23 protein-coding genes are annotated in these 18,890 nt (G+C 64.8%); 14 read left to right on the forward strand and 9 right to left on the reverse strand.

The window, feature by feature from the left end; all coding sequences use genetic code 11:
• Positions 1–27: 27 nt before the first annotated feature.
• The gene (locus LB552_RS27775) at positions 28–1,530 is read left to right on the forward strand and encodes a sensor histidine kinase (RefSeq protein ID WP_224611347.1); all 1,503 of its coding nucleotides are present in this window, start codon (positions 28–30) and stop codon (positions 1,528–1,530) included.
• A 52-nt stretch (positions 1,531–1,582) separates the two neighbouring features.
• Positions 1,583–2,749: an NAD(P)/FAD-dependent oxidoreductase gene (locus tag LB552_RS27780; protein ID WP_224611315.1), complete on the forward strand. Its 1,167-nt coding sequence runs from the start codon at positions 1,583–1,585 to the stop codon at positions 2,747–2,749.
• Between the two features lie 238 nt (positions 2,750–2,987).
• On the opposite strand, the gene LB552_RS27785 is transcribed toward LB552_RS27780, so the two are convergent.
• The 4 genes from LB552_RS27785 to LB552_RS27800 form a co-directional block, all read right to left on the reverse strand.
• Positions 2,988–3,476 carry an SRPBCC domain-containing protein gene (locus LB552_RS27785; protein WP_224611316.1) on the reverse strand — a complete coding sequence of 163 codons (489 nt, stop codon included), beginning with the start codon at positions 3,474–3,476 and terminating at the stop codon, positions 2,988–2,990.
• Positions 3,477–3,520: 44 nt separating this feature from the next.
• On the reverse strand, positions 3,521–3,970 hold the full coding sequence (locus LB552_RS27790) for an SRPBCC family protein (RefSeq protein ID WP_224532493.1): 450 nt from the start codon (positions 3,968–3,970) through the stop codon (positions 3,521–3,523).
• Positions 3,967–4,287, reverse strand: a complete 321-nt coding sequence (locus tag LB552_RS27795) for an ArsR/SmtB family transcription factor (RefSeq protein ID WP_095770025.1) — start codon at positions 4,285–4,287, stop codon at positions 3,967–3,969. Before LB552_RS27795 ends, LB552_RS27790 begins: the two co-directional genes overlap by 4 nt.
• A 74-nt stretch (positions 4,288–4,361) precedes the next feature.
• Positions 4,362–4,721 (reverse strand): GNAT family N-acetyltransferase, encoded by a 360-nt coding sequence (locus tag LB552_RS27800; RefSeq protein ID WP_318012070.1) that lies wholly within the window; start codon positions 4,719–4,721, stop codon positions 4,362–4,364.
• Positions 4,722–4,973: 252 nt separating this feature from the next.
• On the opposite strand from LB552_RS27800, the gene leuD reads away from it, so the two are divergent.
• The 7 genes from leuD to LB552_RS27835 all read left to right on the forward strand — a co-directional run bounded on the left by leuD (position 4,974) and on the right by LB552_RS27835 (position 9,648).
• On the forward strand, positions 4,974–5,579 hold the full coding sequence (gene leuD, locus LB552_RS27805; protein WP_224532490.1) for a 3-isopropylmalate dehydratase small subunit: 606 nt from the start codon (positions 4,974–4,976) through the stop codon (positions 5,577–5,579).
• A gap of 218 nt (positions 5,580–5,797) precedes the next feature.
• Positions 5,798–6,703, forward strand: coding sequence for a hypothetical protein (locus tag LB552_RS27810; RefSeq protein WP_224611318.1), 906 nt, complete (start codon positions 5,798–5,800; stop codon positions 6,701–6,703).
• A gap of 339 nt (positions 6,704–7,042) precedes the next feature.
• Positions 7,043–7,426: a RidA family protein gene (locus LB552_RS27815; RefSeq protein ID WP_224532802.1), complete on the forward strand. Its 384-nt coding sequence runs from the start codon at positions 7,043–7,045 to the stop codon at positions 7,424–7,426.
• A gap of 43 nt (positions 7,427–7,469) precedes the next feature.
• Positions 7,470–7,820, forward strand: a complete 351-nt coding sequence (locus LB552_RS27820) for a VOC family protein (RefSeq protein ID WP_224608604.1) — start codon at positions 7,470–7,472, stop codon at positions 7,818–7,820.
• Between the two features lie 235 nt (positions 7,821–8,055).
• Positions 8,056–9,159 carry a 3-isopropylmalate dehydrogenase gene (gene leuB / locus LB552_RS27825; protein ID WP_224611320.1) on the forward strand — a complete coding sequence of 368 codons (1,104 nt, stop codon included), beginning with the start codon at positions 8,056–8,058 and terminating at the stop codon, positions 9,157–9,159.
• Positions 9,160–9,163: 4 nt separating this feature from the next.
• Positions 9,164–9,409: a hypothetical protein gene (locus LB552_RS27830; protein WP_224532812.1), complete on the forward strand. Its 246-nt coding sequence runs from the start codon at positions 9,164–9,166 to the stop codon at positions 9,407–9,409.
• Positions 9,292–9,648 (forward strand): GNAT family N-acetyltransferase, encoded by a 357-nt coding sequence (locus tag LB552_RS27835; protein WP_224532806.1) that lies wholly within the window; start codon positions 9,292–9,294, stop codon positions 9,646–9,648. Before LB552_RS27830 ends, LB552_RS27835 begins: the two co-directional genes overlap by 118 nt.
• A 291-nt stretch (positions 9,649–9,939) precedes the next feature.
• Here LB552_RS27835 and LB552_RS27840 read toward each other — a convergent pair whose 3' ends face one another.
• On the reverse strand, positions 9,940–11,808 hold the full coding sequence (locus LB552_RS27840) for a DEAD/DEAH box helicase (RefSeq protein ID WP_224611322.1): 1,869 nt from the start codon (positions 11,806–11,808) through the stop codon (positions 9,940–9,942).
• 604 nt (positions 11,809–12,412) lie between these two features.
• Here LB552_RS27840 and LB552_RS27845 point away from each other — a divergent pair.
• Both LB552_RS27845 and LB552_RS27850 read left to right on the forward strand, forming a co-directional pair.
• Positions 12,413–13,447 (forward strand): aspartate-semialdehyde dehydrogenase, encoded by a 1,035-nt coding sequence (locus tag LB552_RS27845; protein ID WP_095770019.1) that lies wholly within the window; start codon positions 12,413–12,415, stop codon positions 13,445–13,447.
• 294 nt (positions 13,448–13,741) lie between these two features.
• Entirely contained in the window at positions 13,742–14,197 is a 456-nt protein-coding gene (locus tag LB552_RS27850; protein WP_224611324.1) for a GNAT family N-acetyltransferase, read from the forward strand.
• Here the strand turns inward: LB552_RS27850 and LB552_RS27855 are convergent.
• On the reverse strand, positions 14,187–14,606 hold the full coding sequence (locus LB552_RS27855; RefSeq protein ID WP_224532664.1) for an ACT domain-containing protein: 420 nt from the start codon (positions 14,604–14,606) through the stop codon (positions 14,187–14,189). The genes LB552_RS27850 and LB552_RS27855 overlap by 11 nt on opposite strands.
• Positions 14,607–14,744: 138 nt before the next feature.
• Between LB552_RS27855 and LB552_RS27860 the strand changes: the two genes are divergently transcribed.
• The 3 genes from LB552_RS27860 (at position 14,745) to LB552_RS27870 (ending at position 16,107) form a co-directional block, all read left to right on the forward strand.
• Complete coding sequence (locus LB552_RS27860) at positions 14,745–15,155, forward strand: DoxX family protein (protein ID WP_224532665.1); 411 nt, start codon at positions 14,745–14,747, stop codon at positions 15,153–15,155.
• Between the two features lie 13 nt (positions 15,156–15,168).
• Positions 15,169–15,696, forward strand: coding sequence for an SRPBCC family protein (locus tag LB552_RS27865; RefSeq protein ID WP_224532666.1), 528 nt, complete (start codon positions 15,169–15,171; stop codon positions 15,694–15,696).
• Between the two features lie 147 nt (positions 15,697–15,843).
• Positions 15,844–16,107: a YMGG-like glycine zipper-containing protein gene (locus LB552_RS27870; RefSeq protein ID WP_095770014.1), complete on the forward strand. Its 264-nt coding sequence runs from the start codon at positions 15,844–15,846 to the stop codon at positions 16,105–16,107.
• 76 nt (positions 16,108–16,183) lie between these two features.
• Here the strand turns inward: LB552_RS27870 and rpsP are convergent, their stop codons facing one another.
• The 3 genes from rpsP to ffh are packed head-to-tail and all read right to left on the reverse strand — an operon-like array spanning position 16,184 to position 18,550.
• Positions 16,184–16,585, reverse strand: a complete 402-nt coding sequence (gene rpsP, locus LB552_RS27875; RefSeq protein WP_140845973.1) for a 30S ribosomal protein S16 — start codon at positions 16,583–16,585, stop codon at positions 16,184–16,186.
• A gap of 50 nt (positions 16,586–16,635) precedes the next feature.
• Positions 16,636–16,962, reverse strand: a complete 327-nt coding sequence (locus LB552_RS27880; RefSeq protein ID WP_095770012.1) for a chorismate mutase — start codon at positions 16,960–16,962, stop codon at positions 16,636–16,638.
• Between the two features lie 7 nt (positions 16,963–16,969).
• The gene (gene ffh / locus LB552_RS27885; RefSeq protein WP_224611326.1) at positions 16,970–18,550 is read right to left on the reverse strand and encodes a signal recognition particle protein; all 1,581 of its coding nucleotides are present in this window, start codon (positions 18,548–18,550) and stop codon (positions 16,970–16,972) included.
• Positions 18,551–18,890: the final 340 nt, after the last annotated feature.

The raw sequence follows: 18,890 nt of genomic DNA on the forward strand, positions 1-18,890 counted from the left end.
GTCGTCGTCGTCATCCTCATCCTGGTGATGGCGCTGCCGCTGGTCGGACTGTTCTTCTTCCGGCTCTACGAGAACCAGCTCATCCGCCAGACCGAAGGCGAGCTCATCGCGCAAGGCGCGGTCGCCGCCGCCGTCTATGCCCAGGAGGTGCGCGCTGCCGGCATTCCCCAGGAAAAACTCGGGTCGCCGATCTCGGCCGATCCGGCAAGGGACAACAACTATCCCTATGATCCGATCGAGCCGCGCCTCGACCTTGCCTCGGACGATGTCATGCCGACGCGCCCGGCGGCGCTTCCCGCCACCGCCGATCCGGCCTTCGCGGCAATAGGCGCGCGGCTCGACGGCATCCTCGACGAGACGCAGAAAACGACGCTTGCCGGCTTCCGGCTGCTCGATCCGCGCGGCGTGGTGATCGCCGGCGGCGACGAGGTCGGCCGGTCGCTCGGCGAAATCGAAGAGGTGCGGACCGCGCTTTCAGGCGCCTATGCCAGCGCGCTCAGGCTGCGCATTCCCGACCAGCCGCCGCCGCCGCTCTACTCGGTGAGCCGCGGCACCAGGGTGCGCGTCTTCGTCGCCCTGCCGGTCGAGCTCGACGGCCGGGTCGCGGGCGTGGTCTATCTGTCGCGGACGCCGAACAACATCGTCAAGCACCTCTATGGCGAGCGCGGCAAGGTGACGTTGGCGGCGATCGCCATCCTGGGCGGCACGCTGCTGATCGCGCTGGTGTTCATCCGCACCGTCAGCCGGCCGATCTACGCGCTGATCGACCGGACGAAACGCATCGCCGCCGGCGACCGCGAAGCAATCAGGCCGCTCGCCCATCACGGCACGCGCGAGATGGCCGCGCTGTCGGCGGCGTTCCTCGACATGGCGCAAAAACTGCAGGCGCGCTCCGACAGCATCCAGACCTTCGCCACCCATGTCTCGCATGAGCTGAAATCGCCGCTGACGGCGATCCAGGGCGCGGCGGAGCTGCTTCGCGATTCCGGCGGCGCGATGGACGAGGCCGAGCGCAAGCGTTTCTCCAACAACATCGTCACCGATGCCGGGCGGCTCAATCTCCTGGTGCGCCGACTGCTTGACCTGGCGCGCGCTGAGAATCTGGAACCGAGCGGCGAAAGCACGACGCTTCATGCGGCGTTGGCATCCTTGCCGGTCGACACAAGGCTGGAAGCGCGGCTTGAAGGCGGCGGCGATATCAGGCTCGGCATCTCGGCCGAGAATCTCGGCATCGTGCTCGCCAATCTCATCGACAATTCGGCACGGCATGGCGCCCGAGAGGTGGCGATCCATGCTTCAGCCGATGGCGAGCGCGCGTCGGTCCGGATCGGCGACGACGGCGACGGCATCTCGGCCGCCAACCGCGCCAGGATCTTCGAGCCGTTCTTCACCACGCGGCGCGAGACCGGCGGCACCGGCATGGGGCTCGGCATCGTGCTGGCCCTCCTGAAAGCGCATGATGGCACGATCAGGCTGGTTGACTCCGAGCGCGGCACGCGCTTCGAGATCGATCTTCCTGCATTGATTTGAGCGTGCGAACCCGAGCGTCGGGATCATGCTCTGAAGTCGGAGAACCAAAAGCGTGCGCTACGACATCGTCATCATCGGCGGGGCCATCGTCGGGTCCTCGGTCGCCTATTATTTGCGCGAGGAGGGCTTTACTGGTTCCATCGCGCTGATCGAGCGCGATCCGCAATTCTCGCATGCGGCGACGACCTTGTCCTGCGCCTCGATCCGCCAGCAATTCTCGATCCCTGAAAACATCCGCCTGTCGCAGTTCACGCTGAAACTGTTCCGGCGGCTGAAGGAAACCTTCGGCGCCGATGCCGATATCGGCTTTCGCGAGGGCGGCTATCTCATCCTCGCCGGCGAGGCCGGGCTGCCGATCCTCAAGTCCAATCACGAGACGCAGGTCGCCGAGGGCGCCGACATCCTGCTGGAGGATGCCGGGCAACTGGCGCAGCGTTTCTCCTGGCTATCGGCCGAAGGCATTTCCGCCGGCGCCTTTGGCCGCAGCGGCGAGGGCTGGTTCGACGCGCATGCCATGCTGATGCTGTTCCGCAAGGCGCTGCGCGACAGGAAGATCGATCTCATCACCGCCTCCGTCACCGCCATTGCGCGCGACGGCAACCGCGTCACCAGCGTGAGCCTCGACAATGGCGAGACGCTGGAAGCCGGCATCGTCGTCAACGCGGCCGGGCCGAATGCCGGCAAGGTCGCCGCCTTGGCCGGGTTGGCGCTGCCGGTCGAGCCGCGCAAGCGCAATGTCTTCGTCTTCGAAGCGCGCGACAAATTCGCCGACATGCCGCTGCTGGTGGATCCGTCCGGCATCTATGTGCGGCCCGAGGGCTCGGTCTACATCACCGGCGGCGCCGAGCCGGAGGAAGGCGATCATGCGCCCGATCCAACGGATTTCGAGGTCGAGTGGCCGCTGTTCGAAGAGGTGATCTGGCCGGTCCTAGCCACCCGCATCCCGGCATTCGAGGCGATCAAGCCGACGCGCGCCTGGGTCGGGCATTACGACTACAACACGCTTGACCAGAATGCGGTGATCGGCCCGCATCCGGAGGTGGAAAACTTCCTGTTCGCCAACGGCTTCTCCGGCCATGGCCTGCAGCAGGCGCCGGCGGTGGGGAAGTCGATCGCCGAGCTCATCGTGCATGGCGGGTATCGGACGGTGGATTGCAGGGCGTTCGGGTATAGCCGTGTGGCTGAAGGAAGGGCGTTCAGGGAATTGAATGTGATCTGAGGGCTGCCCCCTTCCCCCCTTGTGGGGGAAGGTGTCGCCGAAGGCGACGGATGAGGGGTGTTCCAGGGAAAGCCAACGTCTCACTCCGCTGGAACACCCCTCATCCGTCTCGGCGCTGCGCGCCGATCCACCACCCGGCCCTTCGCAGGCTCAGGGCGTTCGAAGCTCGACAAGCCAAGCAATTGGCTTTTCGTCCACTGCGCGGACCGCTTCTCACCCCACAAGGGGAGAAGGTGCACTAAGCCGCCTGCCGTCCGTCACTAAAATATGTTTGCAGCCATCCAAGCACCCGCGCCCAGCCTTCGGCATGTTCCGCCGCGGCGTCCGGGAAACCTGCGAAGCCGCCGTGGCAGATGGTGAGCCGCGTGCCGCCGGCGATCGGCTCCAGCAGATAAGCCACGGTCGTTTCCTTACGACCGAGCGCCGGATGGTCCCAGCCGTAGCGCCGCGTCTGCACGATCCGACGCGGCATTTCGATTTCGAGAAACTCTCCGCCGGCGGGCAGGCGCCTGCCGTCGGCGGTTCGCACCGTGACACGCCAGCTTCCGCCGACGCGCAGATCGGCGTTCCAGCCGGTCATGCGGTAAGTTTCGGGCGAACCCCACCAGCGCTCGACCTCGCTGGTTATCAGCGCCGCGCCAACTTCGTCCGGCGAGGCGGGAAGCTCGGCCGAGGCCATGACCGTATCCGCATTCGCCATGGCTTGCGGCAAGGATAATTGAAGCATCGAATCCACCTTTGCCGACAATTGTCTCTATCCGAAACGAACCTTTACTCCTTCGACGGCGGGCGCTCGAAACCCTTGCCGGTCTCGAGCAGGCTCTTGAGGCTCGCCAGCACCAGCGGCCAGCCCTTGGCGACGTTCTGGATCAGCCTGTGCGGGCCGTCGGCCTCGTGGGTGACGGCGAGCTTCATCAATTCGCCGTCGGGCTCGATGGTGAAGGTGCAGCGGGTGTAGCCGTCCTCCTTCACCTCGGGCATCCATTCGTTGCGCCATTTGATCACCAGACGCCGCGGCGGGTCGATCTCGAGAATCTCGCCGGAATCGGCGATGCGCCCGTCGGGGAAGACCAATTTCCAGCTCGAGCCGACCTTCCAGTCGCTCTCCTGATGGGAGCTGAGGAAGAACCGCCGGTTGAATTCCGGGTCAGTCAGCGCCTGCCAGAGTTTTTCAGGCGTGGTGCGGATGTAGGTGACATAGACAAAACTGTTCTCGCTCACGGCTCTTCCCTTTCAAGGCGTTGCTTCAGGTCGCTGAGAGCGGCAAGCCGCCCCCGCTCGAACTTGCCGATCCAGCGCTCGGCGATCTCGTTGATCGGAACGGGGTTGAGGTAGTGCTCCTTCTCGCGGCCCCGGCGCATGGTGGTGACGAGGTTCGCCTCCTCGAGGATCGCCAGGTGCTTGGTCACCGCCTGGCGCGTCATCTCCATGTGCTCGCAGAGCGCGTTCAGCGTCTGCCCGTTCCGGGCATGGAGGCTGTCCAGCAATTGCCGGCGGGTCGGGTCGGCCAAAGCGCGAAAGACGGCATCCATGCTCATGGGTTTATTATGCAACCATTTGGTTGCATGTCAAGCAAAAGGTTGGCGGCCGCAGCCATGAGGTCGTCCGGAGGTCAGCGCTTGCGGGAGAACCAGAAGGCGTCGGTCATGCGCGTCATGCCGATGCGCTCGTAGAAACCGACGGCGTCGGGCATCGAGATCAGGCTGATGGCGACCGAAGGCCCGAGCTGCCGCTGCGCCTCGTCCATCAGGCCCTTGCCGACGCCGAGCCCTTGCGCCGAGGCGGATACGGCGAGTTCGGAGATGTAGCAAACCCAGGAGAAATCGGTGATGCCGCGCGCGACGCCGATCAGCGGCTTGCCCTCGATGTCGAGCCGCGCTGTCAGCACCAGATTGGCATTGCCGAGCATTGTCTTCAGGCGCTTCGTCGTCGACGGGCCGTGTTGCACCGAGGCCGGATTCGACCAGCACACGGCGGAATTCGTCGACGTCGAGGGCGGGCTCGCTGGCGTAAAGGACTTTTGAAGGATTGGCCATGGCCGCAGACTGCACCAGCCTCCCATAATTTCGAAGTCGTTTTTTTTGTATTCCAGCTCCGGCGCGCATGCCATGCCCGACATTGGCCCAAGGCCCGCGCACGAACAGTTGCCTTTCATTTGCCGCCGGCTTTGTGTAAACCATCCGGCAAAATTCCCCGCAAGCCACGAAGAAGACGGGCAAGGATCATGGATAAATTCACCAAGCTCACCGGCGTCGCCGCGCCCATGCCGATCGTCAATGTCGACACCGACATGATCATCCCCAAGGATTATCTCAAGACGATCAAGCGCACCGGGCTCGGCACCGGGCTTTTCGCCGAGATGCGCTACAATGAGGACGGCTCGGAGAACCCGGATTTCGTGCTCAACAAGCCGGCCTACCGCAAGGCGCAGATCCTGGTCGCCGGCGACAATTTCGGCTGCGGTTCGAGCCGCGAGCACGCGCCCTGGGCGCTGCTCGATTTCGGCATACGCTGCGTGATCTCGACCTCGTTCGCCGACATCTTCTACAACAACTGCTTCAAGAACGGCATCCTGCCGATCACCGTCAGCCCGGAAGACCTCGACAAGCTGATGGACGACGCCTCGCGCGGCTCCAACGCAACGCTGTCGATCGACCTCGAGGCCAAGGAAATCCGCGGGCCGGATGGCGGCGTGGTCAAATTCGACCTCGACGATTTCAAGCGCCACTGCCTCTTGAACGGCCTCGACGACATCGGGCTCACCATGGAAAAGGCCGGCGCCATCGCGTCCTTCGAGAAGAAGAATGCCGAGCAGCGCCCCTGGGCCTGAGAGACCGTTTGGAAATTCTACTCCGGCGGCCATCTGATGGCAGTTTCTGCGCTTCCGTTGCTCACGGACCAAATGTCCGCTGCGCTACGGTTCTCGAAACCACCACCATATGACTCGCCAGAGCGAATTTCGAAACAGTCTCTGGGCGGCATGGCTTTAAATCAATAGGCTCCGGCCTTCGCAGGCCGGGTTCGTGACGGCTGAATGGAGGGACAGTCATGACACGCTCGCTTCTGGCTGCTTCGGTGGCAATCCTTCTCGCCACGATCGGCGCCAATGCGCAAACCACCGCGCCGGCCACGCAGCCGGTGCCGGCCGCGTCCGACCAGGGATCGAGCAACGACCAGGCCGCGTCGGATGACGACAAGCAGGCGCCGATCCCCTTCGAAGGCGGGCAGCTCACCATCACGCAGCCGGAGCAGGATGGCGAGAAGGTGCTGTCCTATGACGGCAAGCAGCTCGCCAGCAATTACGACGTCTTCTTCGACAAGATCGTCAAGATCGGCGACGTCAACGTGGCGCTGGTCGATGTCGGCGACGGCGGCAATCAGTGCGGGCCGGCTAAGGTCATCGTCTGGAAGCCGAAGGACGGCGAGATCCAGACCACCACTGTCGAGCAGGACGAATGCGGCGCGCCGCCGGCAGCAGTCTCCGACAGCGCCATCTATTTCGTGCCTTATCTGCTGCCGGGCGAGTCCAAGCCGGCGCTGCAATGGTCGCCCACGGAAGGGCTGACGACCTCCGGCACCCTGACCTACACGCCCGAACCCGGCACCGGCTGGAAGGATGTCGACCCGTCGAAATTGGACAACATCATCGATGCCTTCCACAATGAGGCCGTCTACAAGGCCGGACAGGCGTTGCTGGGCAACGACATGCCCGACATGGCGACCAGCCTTCTGGTCGGCGGCGGCACCGAAAAGACGGCGTCCGGCGCCTTCTACGCCACCGGCTGCGTGCCGCATGACTGCGGCGGCAATGACGGCTTCATGGCCGTCGACCCGGCCAAGCAGAAAGTCTATTTCGCCCGCCGCGGCGACAATGGCGAGCCGCAGGCCTGGCCGTCGATGAAGGACTGGCCGGACGACATCAAGAAGGCGTATGACGACGCGCAGGGGAATTAGGGTTCGCATCGCAACGACCATCCGCGGCTTCGTCATTCTAGGGCGGAGCGAAGCGAAGCGGAGCGCAGACCCTAGAATCCATGCCGTGACCGTTGCCGTAGGGTGCGAGTGCCCAGAATTCTGCACGGTTGGCGGCGCTTCGGCGTAACGGCATGGATTCCAGGGTCTGCGCGCGTCGCTTCGCTCCTTGCTCCGCCCTGGAATGACGGCCTGAGGAAGGCTCCGGCTAATCTCCAAGGATTGCGCTCACGTCGTGACAATACTCCGCATTGCTTGGCCCACGACCAGCCGAGCCTGTTTTGCTAGATGCACGCCGACCTAAACCAACGCGAGGCTCCCATGCGCAAGCTGATCTCCACCGGTTCGCCCTTCGAGAAAACCGCCGGCTATTCGCGCGCGGTGGTGCAGGGCGACTGGTGCTTCGTGTCGGGAACGACCGGCTATGACTATGCCACCATGACCATGCCCGACACGGTCGAGGCGCAGACGCGCAATTGCCTTGCCACCATCGCCAAGGCGCTCGCCGAAGGCGGGTTCGACATGGCTGACGTGGTGCGCGCGCATTACTACATCACCGACCAGGCCTATGTTGACGTGGTCTTCCCGATCCTTGGCGAGGCATTCGGCGACATCCGCCCGGCGGCGACGATGATCGTGTGCCAGCTCAACAAGCCGGAGATGAAGATCGAGATCGAGGTGACGGCGCTGAGGCGCACGGCATAGGCTGCCGGCACTGGGAAGCGCGCAAAGCAGGGGTCAGCCTATGGTGAAAGTCGAGCGCATCGTCGCCAACATTGCCACATCCGACATTGCCGCGGCCAAGCGCTTTTACCAGGACGTGCTCGGGCTTGATCTGCTCATGGATATGGGTTGGATCGCCACCTACGGGTCCGAGGAACGGATGCAGGTGCAGGTGAGCTTCATGGCGCAAGGCGGATCCGGCACGCCGGTGCCGGACCTGTCGATCGAGGTCGACGATGTGGACGCGGCGCTCGACGCAATGAAGGCCGCCGGCTTCGCCGTCGAATACGGCCCGGCCGACGAGCCCTGGGGCGTGCGGCGCTTCTATGTGCGCGATCCGTTCGGCAGGCTGGTGAATATTCTGTCGCATCGGTAGGGCTCTTCCAGCTTGGGTTCCTCGCCCCCACGAAGTGGGGGAGAGGTGGCTCGGCGAAGCCGAGACGGAGAGGGGGAGTGCCCTACGAAGGCCCCCTCTCCGTCCGCTTCGCGGACACCTCTCCCCCGCCTCTAGCGGGGGCGAGGAAACCAAGCTTCGAGACATCCCCTTGCGCCGCAATCGCTTGGCGGTTAGCAAGGCCGCATTTCTCCAGCTACTATTGGGACGGTTCTCCATGGCTTCGAAAAATCTCCTCCTGCTCGCCGGCGACGGCATCGGCCCCGAGGCCATGGCCGAGGTGAAGAAGCTGATCAAGGCCATGAACGACAGGCTGGGCAGCGGCTTTGTTACCGACGAAGGACTGGTCGGCGGCTGCGCCTACGATGCGCATGGCGCGGCGATCTCCGACGCCGACATGGCCAAGGCGATGGCGGCGGACGCCGTGCTGTTCGGCGCCGTCGGCGGGCCGAAATGGGATACCGTGCCTTACGAGGTGCGCCCCGAGGCCGGACTGCTGCGCCTGCGCAAGGACATGGAGCTGTTCGCCAATCTCAGACCGGCGATCTGCTATCCGGCTTTGGCCGCCTCCTCCTCGCTCAAGCAGGAGGTGGTCGAGGGCCTGGATATCCTTATCGTGCGCGAGCTGACCGGCGGCGTCTATTTCGGCGAGCCGAAGCAGATCATCGATCTCGGCAACGGCCAGAAGCGCGGCATCGACACCCAGGTCTACGACACGTTCGAGATCGAGCGCATTTCGGGCGTCGCCTTCGAGCTGGCGCGCACGCGCAAGAACCACGTCACCTCGATGGAAAAGCGCAACGTCATGAAGTCGGGCGTTTTGTGGAACGAGGTGGTCAGCCAGACGCACAAGGCGCGGTACTCCGATGTGAAGCTCGACCACATGCTGGCGGACGCCGGCGGCATGCAGCTGGTGCGCTGGCCGAAGCAGTTCGACGTGATCGTCACCGACAATCTGTTCGGCGATATGCTCTCCGACATCGCCGCCATGCTCACCGGCTCGATCGGCATGCTGCCTTCGGCCTCGCTCGGCGCGCCGGATGCCAAGACCAAGAAGCGCAAGGCGCTCTACGAGCCGGTGCACGGCTCGGCGCCCGACATCGCCGGCAAAGGCATCGCCAACCCCATCGCCATGATTGCGTCCTTCGCCATGTGCCTGCGCTATTCCTTCGGCATGGTCGTCGAGGCCGACAAGCTCGAAGCGTCGATCGCCGCCGTGCTCGACGACGGCCTGCGCACCAAGGACATTTTCTCGGCCGGCATGAAGGAAGTCGGCACCACCGAGATGGGCGACGCCATCATTGCCAAGTTCCTGGGATGATCGTATGACCGTCGACATTCGCTGGGCGAGGGTCGACGATGCCGAAGCGCTCGCCACCCTGCTTTGTGCGATGGCCACGCATTACCGGCAGGCGCCGCTCGATCACAGCCGGGCGGCGGCCACTGTGCGGCAATGGCTTGGCGACGAGAGCCCGGCCTATCCGCATTCGCCTTGGCTTTCGCGAATGGCGAGCCCGCCGGCCTCGCTTCGGTGGCGATTGCCCACCCAGGCATCGATCTCGAAAGGCTGATGTTCCTGAAGGATCTGTTCGTGCGCGACGTCGCTCGCGACAAGGGCGTCGGCCGCGCGCTCATCGGCTTTCTCGCCGGCCATTGCCTCGGCAAGGGCATCGGTCGCATCGACCTCACGACCGAAGACTGGAACGAGGGCGCGCTGCGCTTCTACGACCGGCTCGGCGCAGAGCGCCATGGCCAGAAGGTTTTTCTGCGACTACCGGGCGACGCGCTGAACAAGGTCGCCAGAACCTGACGCCGGCCGATATAGGTGCCAAGGCTGGGTAAACCTCCGAGATTAGCCGAAGCGACCGAACTTCGTCATCCACGGGCGGAGCGGGAGCGAAGCGGACGCGGAGACCCGAGGATCCATGCCGTGACCTCGCGCGAATAGTAAAGGCGGTGCAGAACAAGGGCTTTTCTGCACCGCTGCGACGCGTGGAGGTCACGGCATGGATTCCAGGGTCTGCGCGCGTCGCTTCGCTCCTTGCTTCGCCCTGGAATGACGGAGGCGTAGTGGCTGCCGGCCCGCGCGCGTCGGGCTGACCTACGCGGGCCGCTTCTTCTGCTTCTTGCGCTTTGCCGGCTGGCCGGATTTTGGCTTTTCGAACTTCGCCTTACCCGGCTTCGCCCAGGGTTTCGCCTCGCCACCAGGCTGCCGCTCGTGCGACGCCCGCTTCTCGAATCCGGGCGCGCCCTGGTCGAAAGACCGCTTGCCGCGATGCGGCTTTTTCTCCGGCCTCTGTGGCTGGTAGCCGGCGCGCGACAGGTCCGGCGTGCCGTCGATCCGCCTGACCGCGATACTGCCTTGCAGCTTGCGGTCGGGGCCGATCGCGGCGACGAACCGGTCGGCCCAGTCTGCGGCGATCTGCACGAAGGTTTCCTCCGGCTGCATCTTGATGGCGCCGATCTCGCGCTTGGACATGCCGGCGGTGCGGCACAGCATCGGGATCAGCCAACGCGGCTCGGCATTCTGCCGGCGGCCAACCGAGAGCGAGAACCAGACGCTATCGCCGAAATCGTCGCGGTGGCCCGATGTTTCTTCCCCGCGGCCGGATGTCTCTTCCCGGCGTGCGAACTTCTCCTTTGATGGCGCGAAGGGCGCGACATCGATCAGGTCCTCAGGCGCCGAGCGGCTTGCACGGCAAAGCCGCACGAAGGCGGCGGCCACCAGCTCGGCGCCGTGCCGTTCCAGGAGCGCCGCGGCGAAGTCGCGCTCTTCCTCCTTCACCGGCTCGCCGAAGGAAGGATCGGCCAGGATGCGCTCGTCGTCGCGCCGCAGCACCTCGTCGGCTGAGGGAGGGCTCGCCCAGGCCGCGGTCAGGCCGGCATTGGCGAGCAGCCGCTCGGTGCGCCGGCGCGCATTGCCCGGCACGATCAGCGCGCTGACGCCCTTACGGCCGGCGCGTCCGGTGCGGCCGCTGCGATGCAGCAGCGTCTCCGGATTGCTCGGCAGGTCGGCGTGGATGACGAGATCGAGATTGGGCAGGTCGATGCCGCGCGCGGCGACGTCCGTGGCGATGCAGACCTTGGCGCGGCCGTCGCGCATTGCCTGCAGGGCGTGGCTGCGCTCGTTCTGGCTAAGCTCACCGGAGAGCGCCACCACCGCAAAATTGCGGTTGTTGAAACGCGCTGTGAGATGGTTGACGGCGGCGCGGGTGTTGCAGAACACCATCGCATTGCCCGCCTCGTAATAGCGCAGCACGTTGATGATGGCGTTCTCGCGATCGGCGGGCGCGACCGAAAGCGCCCGGTACTCGATATCGAGATGCTGCTTTTCCCCGCCGCCGGCCGAGATGCGCACGGCGTCGCGCTGGTAACTCTTCGCCAGCGTGGCGATGGAGCGCGGCACGGTGGCGGAAAACATCAGCGTGCGGCGCCCGGCGGGCGCCGCATCGAGGATGAATTCGAGATCCTCGCGGAAGCCGAGGTCGAGCATCTCGTCGGCCTCGTCCAGCACCACCGCTTTCAGCGCCGACATGCCGAGCGCGCCGCGCGTGATGTGGTCGCGCAGCCGGCCCGGCGTGCCGACGACGATATGGGCGCCACGCTCCAGCGCGCGCCGCTCGGTGCGCATGTCCATGCCCCCGACGCAGGAGGCGATTTCGGCGCCGGTCAGCTCGTAAAGCCATTCCAGCTCGCGCCGCACCTGCAGCGCCAGCTCGCGCGTCGGCGCCACGACCAATCCGAACGGCGCGCCGGCCTCGGCAAACCGCTCAGCTTTCCCAAGCAGGGTCGGCGCCACCGCAAGGCCGAAGGCGACGGTCTTGCCGGAGCCGGTCTGCGCCGACACCAGCGCGTCGGCTTCGCCGAGCTCCGGCCCAAGCACCGCCTTCTGCACCGGCGTCAGCGCCGAATAACCGCGCTTTTCCAGCGCCTGAGCCAGCGCAGGAACAATCGTTTCGAAACTGGACATTTTCTTCTTTCGGAATTCGGGGTTCTGCGCTCGTCATGGAGCACAAGGCCGGCACTGCGCCAGCCAAACGAAATTTGAGCCGTTCGTACTTCCTGCAGCCGCCATTGTACAGAGCAGGCGGCACCGCCTTTCCCTTCTCCCCTTGTGGGAGAAGGTGGCCGCGAAGCGGCCGGATGAGGGGTGCTCCAGGGAAAGCCAACGCCTCACTCCGCTGGAACACCCCTCATCCGTCTCGGCGCTGCGCGCCGATCCACCTTCTCCCACAAGGGGAGAAGGAGAGGCGCTACGCCAATTGACTCTTTTGCCAAACTGCGTAAAAGCCCGCGTCGAACGGGATGGTTTTCCGATGCGCGGCCTTTCGATGGCTCTTCTTGCATTCGACTCCCCCAGCCACAATGTAACGCATTGGGCTGGGCGCTTAGACGCGTCCGTCCGTTCCAGCAAAACCCCATTCTTGGCCAAGAAAACCGGCAAAACCACCACCAAAACGGTGTGATTCCCTTGGCCTAACCACCCTCTCCCGGGTACGGCCCGGGGGGCGAAACCCGCATGAGGCCGGCGGGTTTTCTCCAACAACCAAGCGGAGAGGGACAGGAGATATCAGATGAGTTTCAAGGTTGCGGTAGTCGGCGCCACGGGCAATGTGGGCCGCGAAATGCTCAACATTCTCGACGAGCGCGGCTTCCCGGTGAGCGAGGTGGTGGCGCTGGCGTCGCGGCGCAGCCAGGGTACCGAAGTGTCCTTCGGCGACCGCACGCTGAAGGTCAAGGCGCTTGATCAGTACGATTTTTCCGACACCGACATCTGCGTGATGTCGGCCGGCGGCAATGTGTCGAAGGAATGGTCGCCGAAGATCGGCAAGCAGGGCTGCGTCGTCATCGATAATTCGTCGGCCTTCCGCTACGATCAGGACGTGCCGCTGATCGTGCCGGAGGTGAACCCGGACGCGATCTCGCTGTTCACGCGCAAGAACATCATCGCCAACCCGAACTGCTCGACGGCGCAGCTGGTGGTCGCGCTAAAGCCGCTGCATGACGTCGCCACCATCAAGCGCGTTGTCGTCGCCACCTACCAGTCGGTGTCGGGCGCCGGCAAGGAAGGCATGGACGAGCTCTTCACCCAGACCCGCGCGGTGTTCGTCGCCGACCAGGTCGACGTCAAGAAGTTCACCAAGCGCATCGCCTTCAACGTCATCCCGCATATCGATGTCTTCCTCGACGACGGCTTCACCAAGGAAGAGTGGAAGATGGTGGCCGAGACCAAGAAGATGCTCGACCCCAAGATCAAGCTGACGGCGACCTGCGTGCGCGTGCCGGTGTTCATCGGCCATTCGGAAGCGGTCAACATCGAGTTCGAGAAGCCGATCACGGCGGATGAGGCGCGCGAGATCCTGCGCGAGGCGCCCGGATGCCAGGTGCTCGATAAGCGCGAGAACGGCGGCTACATCACGCCGCTCGAATCGGCCGGCGAGGACGCCACCTTCATCTCGCGCATCCGCGAGGATTCGACCGTCGACAACGGCCTGTCGATGTGGGTGGTCTCCGACAACCTGCGCAAGGGCGCGGCGCTGAACGCCGTGCAGATCGCCGAACTCCTGGTCGAGCGCGGCCTGATCCAGCCGAAGAAGAAGGCGGCCTGACGGCAGTTTGTTTTCGCTCACGGGCCGCACCGCCGCTGCCGCGGCTGGCCCTGCGCGGGCGCGCCGGACGACCGGCGGCCCGCAGTCGCAGGCTCGGCCTTCGGCCGTGGCGCTTCTTCCTTCTCCCCTTGTGGGAGAAGGTGTCGCCGAAGGCGACGGATGAGGGGTGTTCCAGGGAAAGCCAACGTCTCACTCCGCTGGAACACCCCTCATCCGTCTCGGCGCTGCGCGCCGATCCACCTTCTCCCACAAGGGGAGAAGGGAACGCTCGCACTTTTCGGGTCAGCTGAGCTCATGATCGGTCCGGCTTCCAATATCCTCCTGCGTCCGGCCATCGCTTCCGACGCGGCCGCCATCGCCAAGCTGATGCGCGCGTCGGTCAATGCCTTCGACTGGATGCCGGTGTTGCACACGCCGGAGGAGGACCTGTTCTTCATCCGCGATATCCTGCTGCCCGAGCAGCAAGTGGCGGTCGCCGAGACCGCCGAATGCATCGTCGGCTTCATCGCCGCCAAGGGCGAATGGGTCGAGCAGCTCTATCTTGATCCGGCCTGGACTGGACAAGGCATCGGCAGCCGGCTGCTTGCTCAAGCCACCGCCGGCATACCTGTAGTCAAGCTTCATTGCTTCCAGGCCAATACCGGCGCGCGCCGCTTCTACGAACGCCACGGTTTTCGCGCCGAGGCCCTCGGCGACGGCTCGGCCAATGAGGAAAGCTTGCCGGATATTCTTTATGTCCTCAGGCGCTGAGCTCAGGCCCATTTTCGGCCGCCAGGCCGCGCAATATCGCCAGCGCTTCCTCCGCCCGCTCCGCCGGCACGAACAGATGGTCGTGATAGAAGGCCGACACCGGATTGACGCCCATGCCTGCCGCCGCGAGCCGCGTGGTGATGGCGGCGAGGAAGCCGACGGCTTCCAGCGAGGAGTGGATGTCGAGCGTGATCATCCGGCTGCGGAACGTGCCGGCAAGGCCGGCTGCTTTCGCTGCGTCTTCCGCGACGATCAGCGTCAAACCTTCGTGCTCGCGGAATTGCATGACGGGATCGAGCCCATCCGGCATGGCCGCGTCCGGCGCCAGCGTAGCGAAGACGTAGGTTCCGGCGAGCAGTTGCGGCGTCATCGAAGCCAACAGCCTGCCCAGGTCGGTCTCGCCGGTCATCGTGCCACCTTCCGTTCCACGCACTGAACCACGCTTTTGAAAAAAGCGCACCCCGACCCGTAGGATCGCCGCGTGGTTCTCCGTCCTTGGTTCGAAGCTGGCAGAAAGTCGGCCCTTGAACCATCAGGAGGAACACCCATGAGCATTTCCGAAGCCGTGCCTGTCTCGAACGGCGCCTTGTGGACCGGGCGCGTGCTAAGCGCCGTCGTCATCCTGTTCATGATTTTCGACGGCGTCATCAAGCTGCCGCCGCTGGATGTTGTCACCCGGACGATGACCGAACTCGGCTGGCCGGCCGACGCCAATGTCGCGCGCATGCTGGGTGTCATCGGGCTGATCTCGACTGCGCTCTACGCATGGCCACGTACATCGGTGCTCGGCGCCATCCTGCTCACCGCCTATATGGGCGGCGCGATTTCGACGCATGTGCGGATCGGCAACCCGCTGTTCTCGCATACCTTGTTCGGCGTCTATCTCGGCATAATCCTGTGGGGCGGGCTCTACCTGCGCGACCAAAGGGTGCGCGCGCTGATCCCGTTCTCGCGATAGAGGAGCAAAAGAAATGTTTGCCACCATCCTCATCATCCTGGTCGTCATCGTCGCCGCGGTGCTGACCTATGCCGCGACCCGGCCGAACGATTTCGTCGTCACGCGTTCGGCCAGCATCAAGGCGCCGGCCGAGACGATCTTCCCGCTGATCAACGATTTCCGGCGCTGGCCCGAATGGTCGCCCTTCGAAAAACTCGACCCCGGCATGAAGCGCACGCTGTCGGGCGCCGAAAGCGGCAAAGGCGCGGCCTATGCCTGGGAAGGCAACTCCAAGGCCGGCAAGGGCCGCATGGAGATCACAAATTCGGTGCCGTCATCGCTGGTGTCGCTCAAGCTCGACTTCGAAAAGCCGTTCAAGGCCAACAACAGCGTCGACTTCACGCTTTCGCCGTCCGGCGAGGGCACGACCGTCACCTGGGCGATGCGCGGGGCAAGGCCCTTCATCGCCAAGCTGATGAGCCTGTTCATGAATTTCGACACGCTCATCGGCAAGGATTTCGAGGCCGGGCTCGGCAATCTGAAGCGCCTTACGGAGCGCTGAAAACCATGAAGTTTCAACGAGTTGGCGTTCAGTGCTGCAAATCCGGCCGGGGCCTAGCCGGCCAATCTTCATCATTGCCGGGATCAATTTAGCTGTTTGTGAGTTTAGGGCATGGCGGCGAGGACGGCGCTTGAGAGAGGAACAGCAATGAAGAAAGCAATTACCATCCTGGTGCTGACGGTGGCCCTTGGCGCCTGCTCGCAAACGGAAAAGGGTGCTGCGATCGGTGGCCTGGGCGGTGCGGCGGTCGGTGCCGCAGTGGCGGGCGACCCTGTGCAGGGCGCGGTCGTGGGCGGCGCGGTCGGCGCAGTGGCCGGCGCGCTGATCGGCCATGCCAGCGAAGCCGGCCAGTGCCGCTATCGCGACCGTTACGGGCGTGTCTATGTGGCGCGCTGCCCGTCCGGCTATTGAGATATCGGACCGAAATCGAACAAAGAAAAACGGCGGGCCGATACCCGCCGTTTTCATAAGCGACGAAGAACCGTGATTACTCGGCGCTGGCCGCCTCAGCCTCGGCCGGTGCGGCGCTCGCCGCGGCAGCCGCCGCAGCGGCGTCTTCCTGGGCCTTCTTCAGCAAGGCAGCGCGTTCCTGCGCCTTCTTGCCGGGCAGAGCCTTGTTCGGGTTCGAGCGGGCCTCGCGCTTGGCAATACCGGCCTCGTCGAGGAAGCGCAGCACGCGGTCGGTCGGCTGGGCGCCATGCGACAGCCAGTGCTTGACGCGGTCGGCGTCGACCTTGACGCGCTCGCCGTCCTTCGGCAGCAGCGGGTTCCACGAGCCGAGCGACTCGATGAAACGGCCGTCGCGCGGCGAACGGGCGTCGGCGACGACGACGTGGTAGTAAGGACGCTTCTTCGAGCCCGCACGGGCCAGTCTGATCTTCAGTGCCATTTCTTTGTCTCCTAAAAGCTCTGATTTCGTTGATGAGTTTTCGGCTGGGTTCAGCCGGTTTTCGTCACGCCGTTGGCAGCGGCGATCTGTTCGTGGTGCCGGATCACTTCGCGGACGACGAAGTTGAGGAATTTCTCCGCGAAATCCGGGTCGAGATGCGCATCCTTCGCCAGCTGGCGAAGACGGGCGATCTGCTGCTGCTCGCGCGCCGGGTCGGCGGGCGGCAGGCCATGCTCGGCCTTCAGAACGCCGACCGCCTTGGTGCAGCGGAAGCGTTCGGCCAGCATATGGATGAGGGCGGCGTCGATATTGTCGATCGAAGCGCGGTAGCCGGCCAGGATGGCGCGTGCATCGGCCATGTCTTTCTCCTCGTTCATCGCCCCTTCACTTCTTCTTGCCCAAACCGGGCAGCCCGCCGCCGCCCAGGCCCGGCAGACCCGGAAGCTTCATGCCGCCAGACAGGCCCGGCAGTCCGCCGCCACCGGGAAGCCCGCCCGGCAGGCCCTTGCCGAGGCCGGCGGCCTGCGCCTGCTTCTGCAGGGCTTCGAGCTGCTTGGGATCCATCTTAGACAGGTCGGGCATGCCGCCGCCGGGCATCATTCCGCCCAGCCCCATTTTCGAGGCGAGGCCGCCCATCATGCCGCGCATAAGGCCGCCGCCTTTGCCCTTGCCGCCCATCGCCTTCATCATGTCGGCCATGCCGCGATGCATCTTCAAGAGCTTGTTGATCTCGGCCGCGTCGGTGCCGGAACCGGCGGCGATGCGCTTCTTGCGCGAGTGCTTGAGGATATCGGGGTTGGCGCGCTCGGCCTTGGTCATCGAGGAGATGATGGCGAGCTGGCGGCCGAACATCTTGTCGTCGAGGCCGGCGGCCGCCAGCTGGTCCTTCATCTTGCCCATGCCGGGCATCATGCCCATGATGCCGCCCATGCCGCCCATCTTCGACATCTGCTGAAGCTGCTGGGCAAGGTCGTTCAGGTCGAACTTGCCCGACTGCATCTTTTTCGCCATCGCCGCCGCCTGCTCGGCGTCGATGGTTTCGGCGGCCTTCTCGACGAGCGAGACAATGTCGCCCATGCCGAGGATGCGGTCGGCGATGCGCTTGGGGTGGAATTCCTCCAGCCCGTCCATCTTTTCGCCGGTGCCGATGAGCTTGATCGGCTTGCCGGTGACGGCGCGCATCGACAGCGCCGCGCCGCCGCGGCCGTCACCGTCCATGCGGGTCAGCACCAGGCCGGTGATGCCGACGCGCTCGTCGAAGCTTTTCGCCAGATTGACGGCGTCCTGGCCGGTGAGCGAGTCGGCGACCAGCAGGATCTCGTGCGGGCTCGACACCTTCTTGATGTCGGCCATCTCGACCATCAGCGGCTCGTCGATATGGGTGCGGCCGGCGGTGTCGAGGATGACGACGTCATGGCCGCCGAGCCGGGCGGCCTGCACAGCGCGCTTGGCGATATCGACCGGGCTCTGGCCGGCGATGATCGGCAGCGTCGCGACCTTGGTCTGCTCGCCGAGCTGGCGCAGCTGCTCCTGCGCGGCGGGACGCCGCGTGTCGAGCGAGGCCATCAGAACCTTCTTGTTCTGCCGCTCGGACAGCCGCTTGGCGATCTTGGCCGAGGTCGTCGTCTTGCCGGAACCCTGCAGGCCGACCATCATGACGACCACGGGCGCCGGCGCGTTGAGGTCGACGGCTACGCCCTCGGCGCCGAGCATCTCGACCAGCTCGTCATGGACGATCTTGACGACCATCTGTCCGGGCTTGATCGACTTCAGCACCGCGGCGCCGACCGCCTTCTCGCGCACCTTGTCGGTGAAGGAGCGAACCACTTCCAGCGCGACATCGGCCTCGAGCAGCGCACGGCGCACCTCGCGCAAAGCCGCCGAGACATCCGCCTCGGACAGCGCGCCGCGACCAGTCAGGCCGTTCAGGATGGAGCCAAGACGCTCCTGGAGGGATTCAAACATCTGCGGTCCTTGATCTCGGTGGGGTTGACCGAGAGGTAGTGCGTTCGCGCCGGGTCGCCAAGCAAAAGCGCAAAGCCAAAAAGCACCCGGGGGCGCATCGCGCTGCCGGGTGTTGGCCTCCAGGATCTCTTTACAGCACCCGCCTCAAAGAGGCTTCGGCGTCCTGGTCGGCTTTCGCGAAAGAAAACTCGTCGCGGAATTCAGCGGCTCTAGACAGGAAATCGGCAGCGGAGTCAAGGCCAACGCATGTCGCGCAAAAGTGCGCAGCGGTTTTGCGGCAACGACATGCGTCAAGAAACTATGCTGGAATCCCGGCCAAAACGCCGCCATTTGGGGCGTC

The sequence above is a fragment of the Mesorhizobium sp. CA7 genome (assembly GCF_020165015.1).
Classification (GTDB): domain Bacteria; phylum Pseudomonadota; class Alphaproteobacteria; order Rhizobiales; family Rhizobiaceae; genus Mesorhizobium.

Bases quoted from the DNA above. Each gene is read 5' to 3' on its own strand.
- rpsP (WP_140845973.1), bottom strand. From the start codon at position 16,585: ATGGCACTGAAGATCAGACTGGCCCGTGCGGGCTCGAAGAAGCGTCCT.
- LB552_RS27795 (WP_095770025.1), bottom strand. From the start codon at position 4,287: ATGAGCATGGATGCCGTCTTTCGCGCTTTGGCCGACCCGACCCGCCGG.
- LB552_RS27840 (WP_224611322.1), bottom strand. From the start codon at position 11,808: ATGTCCAGTTTCGAAACGATTGTTCCTGCGCTGGCTCAGGCGCTGGAA.
- LB552_RS27810 (WP_224611318.1), top strand. From the start codon at position 5,798: ATGACACGCTCGCTTCTGGCTGCTTCGGTGGCAATCCTTCTCGCCACG.
- LB552_RS27845 (WP_095770019.1), top strand. From the start codon at position 12,413: ATGAGTTTCAAGGTTGCGGTAGTCGGCGCCACGGGCAATGTGGGCCGC.
- leuB (WP_224611320.1), top strand. From the start codon at position 8,056: ATGGCTTCGAAAAATCTCCTCCTGCTCGCCGGCGACGGCATCGGCCCC.
- leuD (WP_224532490.1), top strand. From the start codon at position 4,974: ATGGATAAATTCACCAAGCTCACCGGCGTCGCCGCGCCCATGCCGATC.
- LB552_RS27830 (WP_224532812.1), top strand. From the start codon at position 9,164: ATGACCGTCGACATTCGCTGGGCGAGGGTCGACGATGCCGAAGCGCTC.
- LB552_RS27850 (WP_224611324.1), top strand. From the start codon at position 13,742: ATGATCGGTCCGGCTTCCAATATCCTCCTGCGTCCGGCCATCGCTTCC.
- LB552_RS27860 (WP_224532665.1), top strand. From the start codon at position 14,745: ATGAGCATTTCCGAAGCCGTGCCTGTCTCGAACGGCGCCTTGTGGACC.
- LB552_RS27775 (WP_224611347.1), top strand. From the start codon at position 28: ATGGCGCTGCCGCTGGTCGGACTGTTCTTCTTCCGGCTCTACGAGAAC.
- LB552_RS27880 (WP_095770012.1), bottom strand. From the start codon at position 16,962: ATGAACGAGGAGAAAGACATGGCCGATGCACGCGCCATCCTGGCCGGC.
- LB552_RS27835 (WP_224532806.1), top strand. From the start codon at position 9,292: ATGGCTTGGCGACGAGAGCCCGGCCTATCCGCATTCGCCTTGGCTTTC.
- LB552_RS27785 (WP_224611316.1), bottom strand. From the start codon at position 3,476: ATGCTTCAATTATCCTTGCCGCAAGCCATGGCGAATGCGGATACGGTC.
- LB552_RS27855 (WP_224532664.1), bottom strand. From the start codon at position 14,606: ATGACCGGCGAGACCGACCTGGGCAGGCTGTTGGCTTCGATGACGCCG.
- ffh (WP_224611326.1), bottom strand. From the start codon at position 18,550: ATGTTTGAATCCCTCCAGGAGCGTCTTGGCTCCATCCTGAACGGCCTG.
- LB552_RS27870 (WP_095770014.1), top strand. From the start codon at position 15,844: ATGAAGAAAGCAATTACCATCCTGGTGCTGACGGTGGCCCTTGGCGCC.
- LB552_RS27815 (WP_224532802.1), top strand. From the start codon at position 7,043: ATGCGCAAGCTGATCTCCACCGGTTCGCCCTTCGAGAAAACCGCCGGC.
- LB552_RS27865 (WP_224532666.1), top strand. From the start codon at position 15,169: ATGTTTGCCACCATCCTCATCATCCTGGTCGTCATCGTCGCCGCGGTG.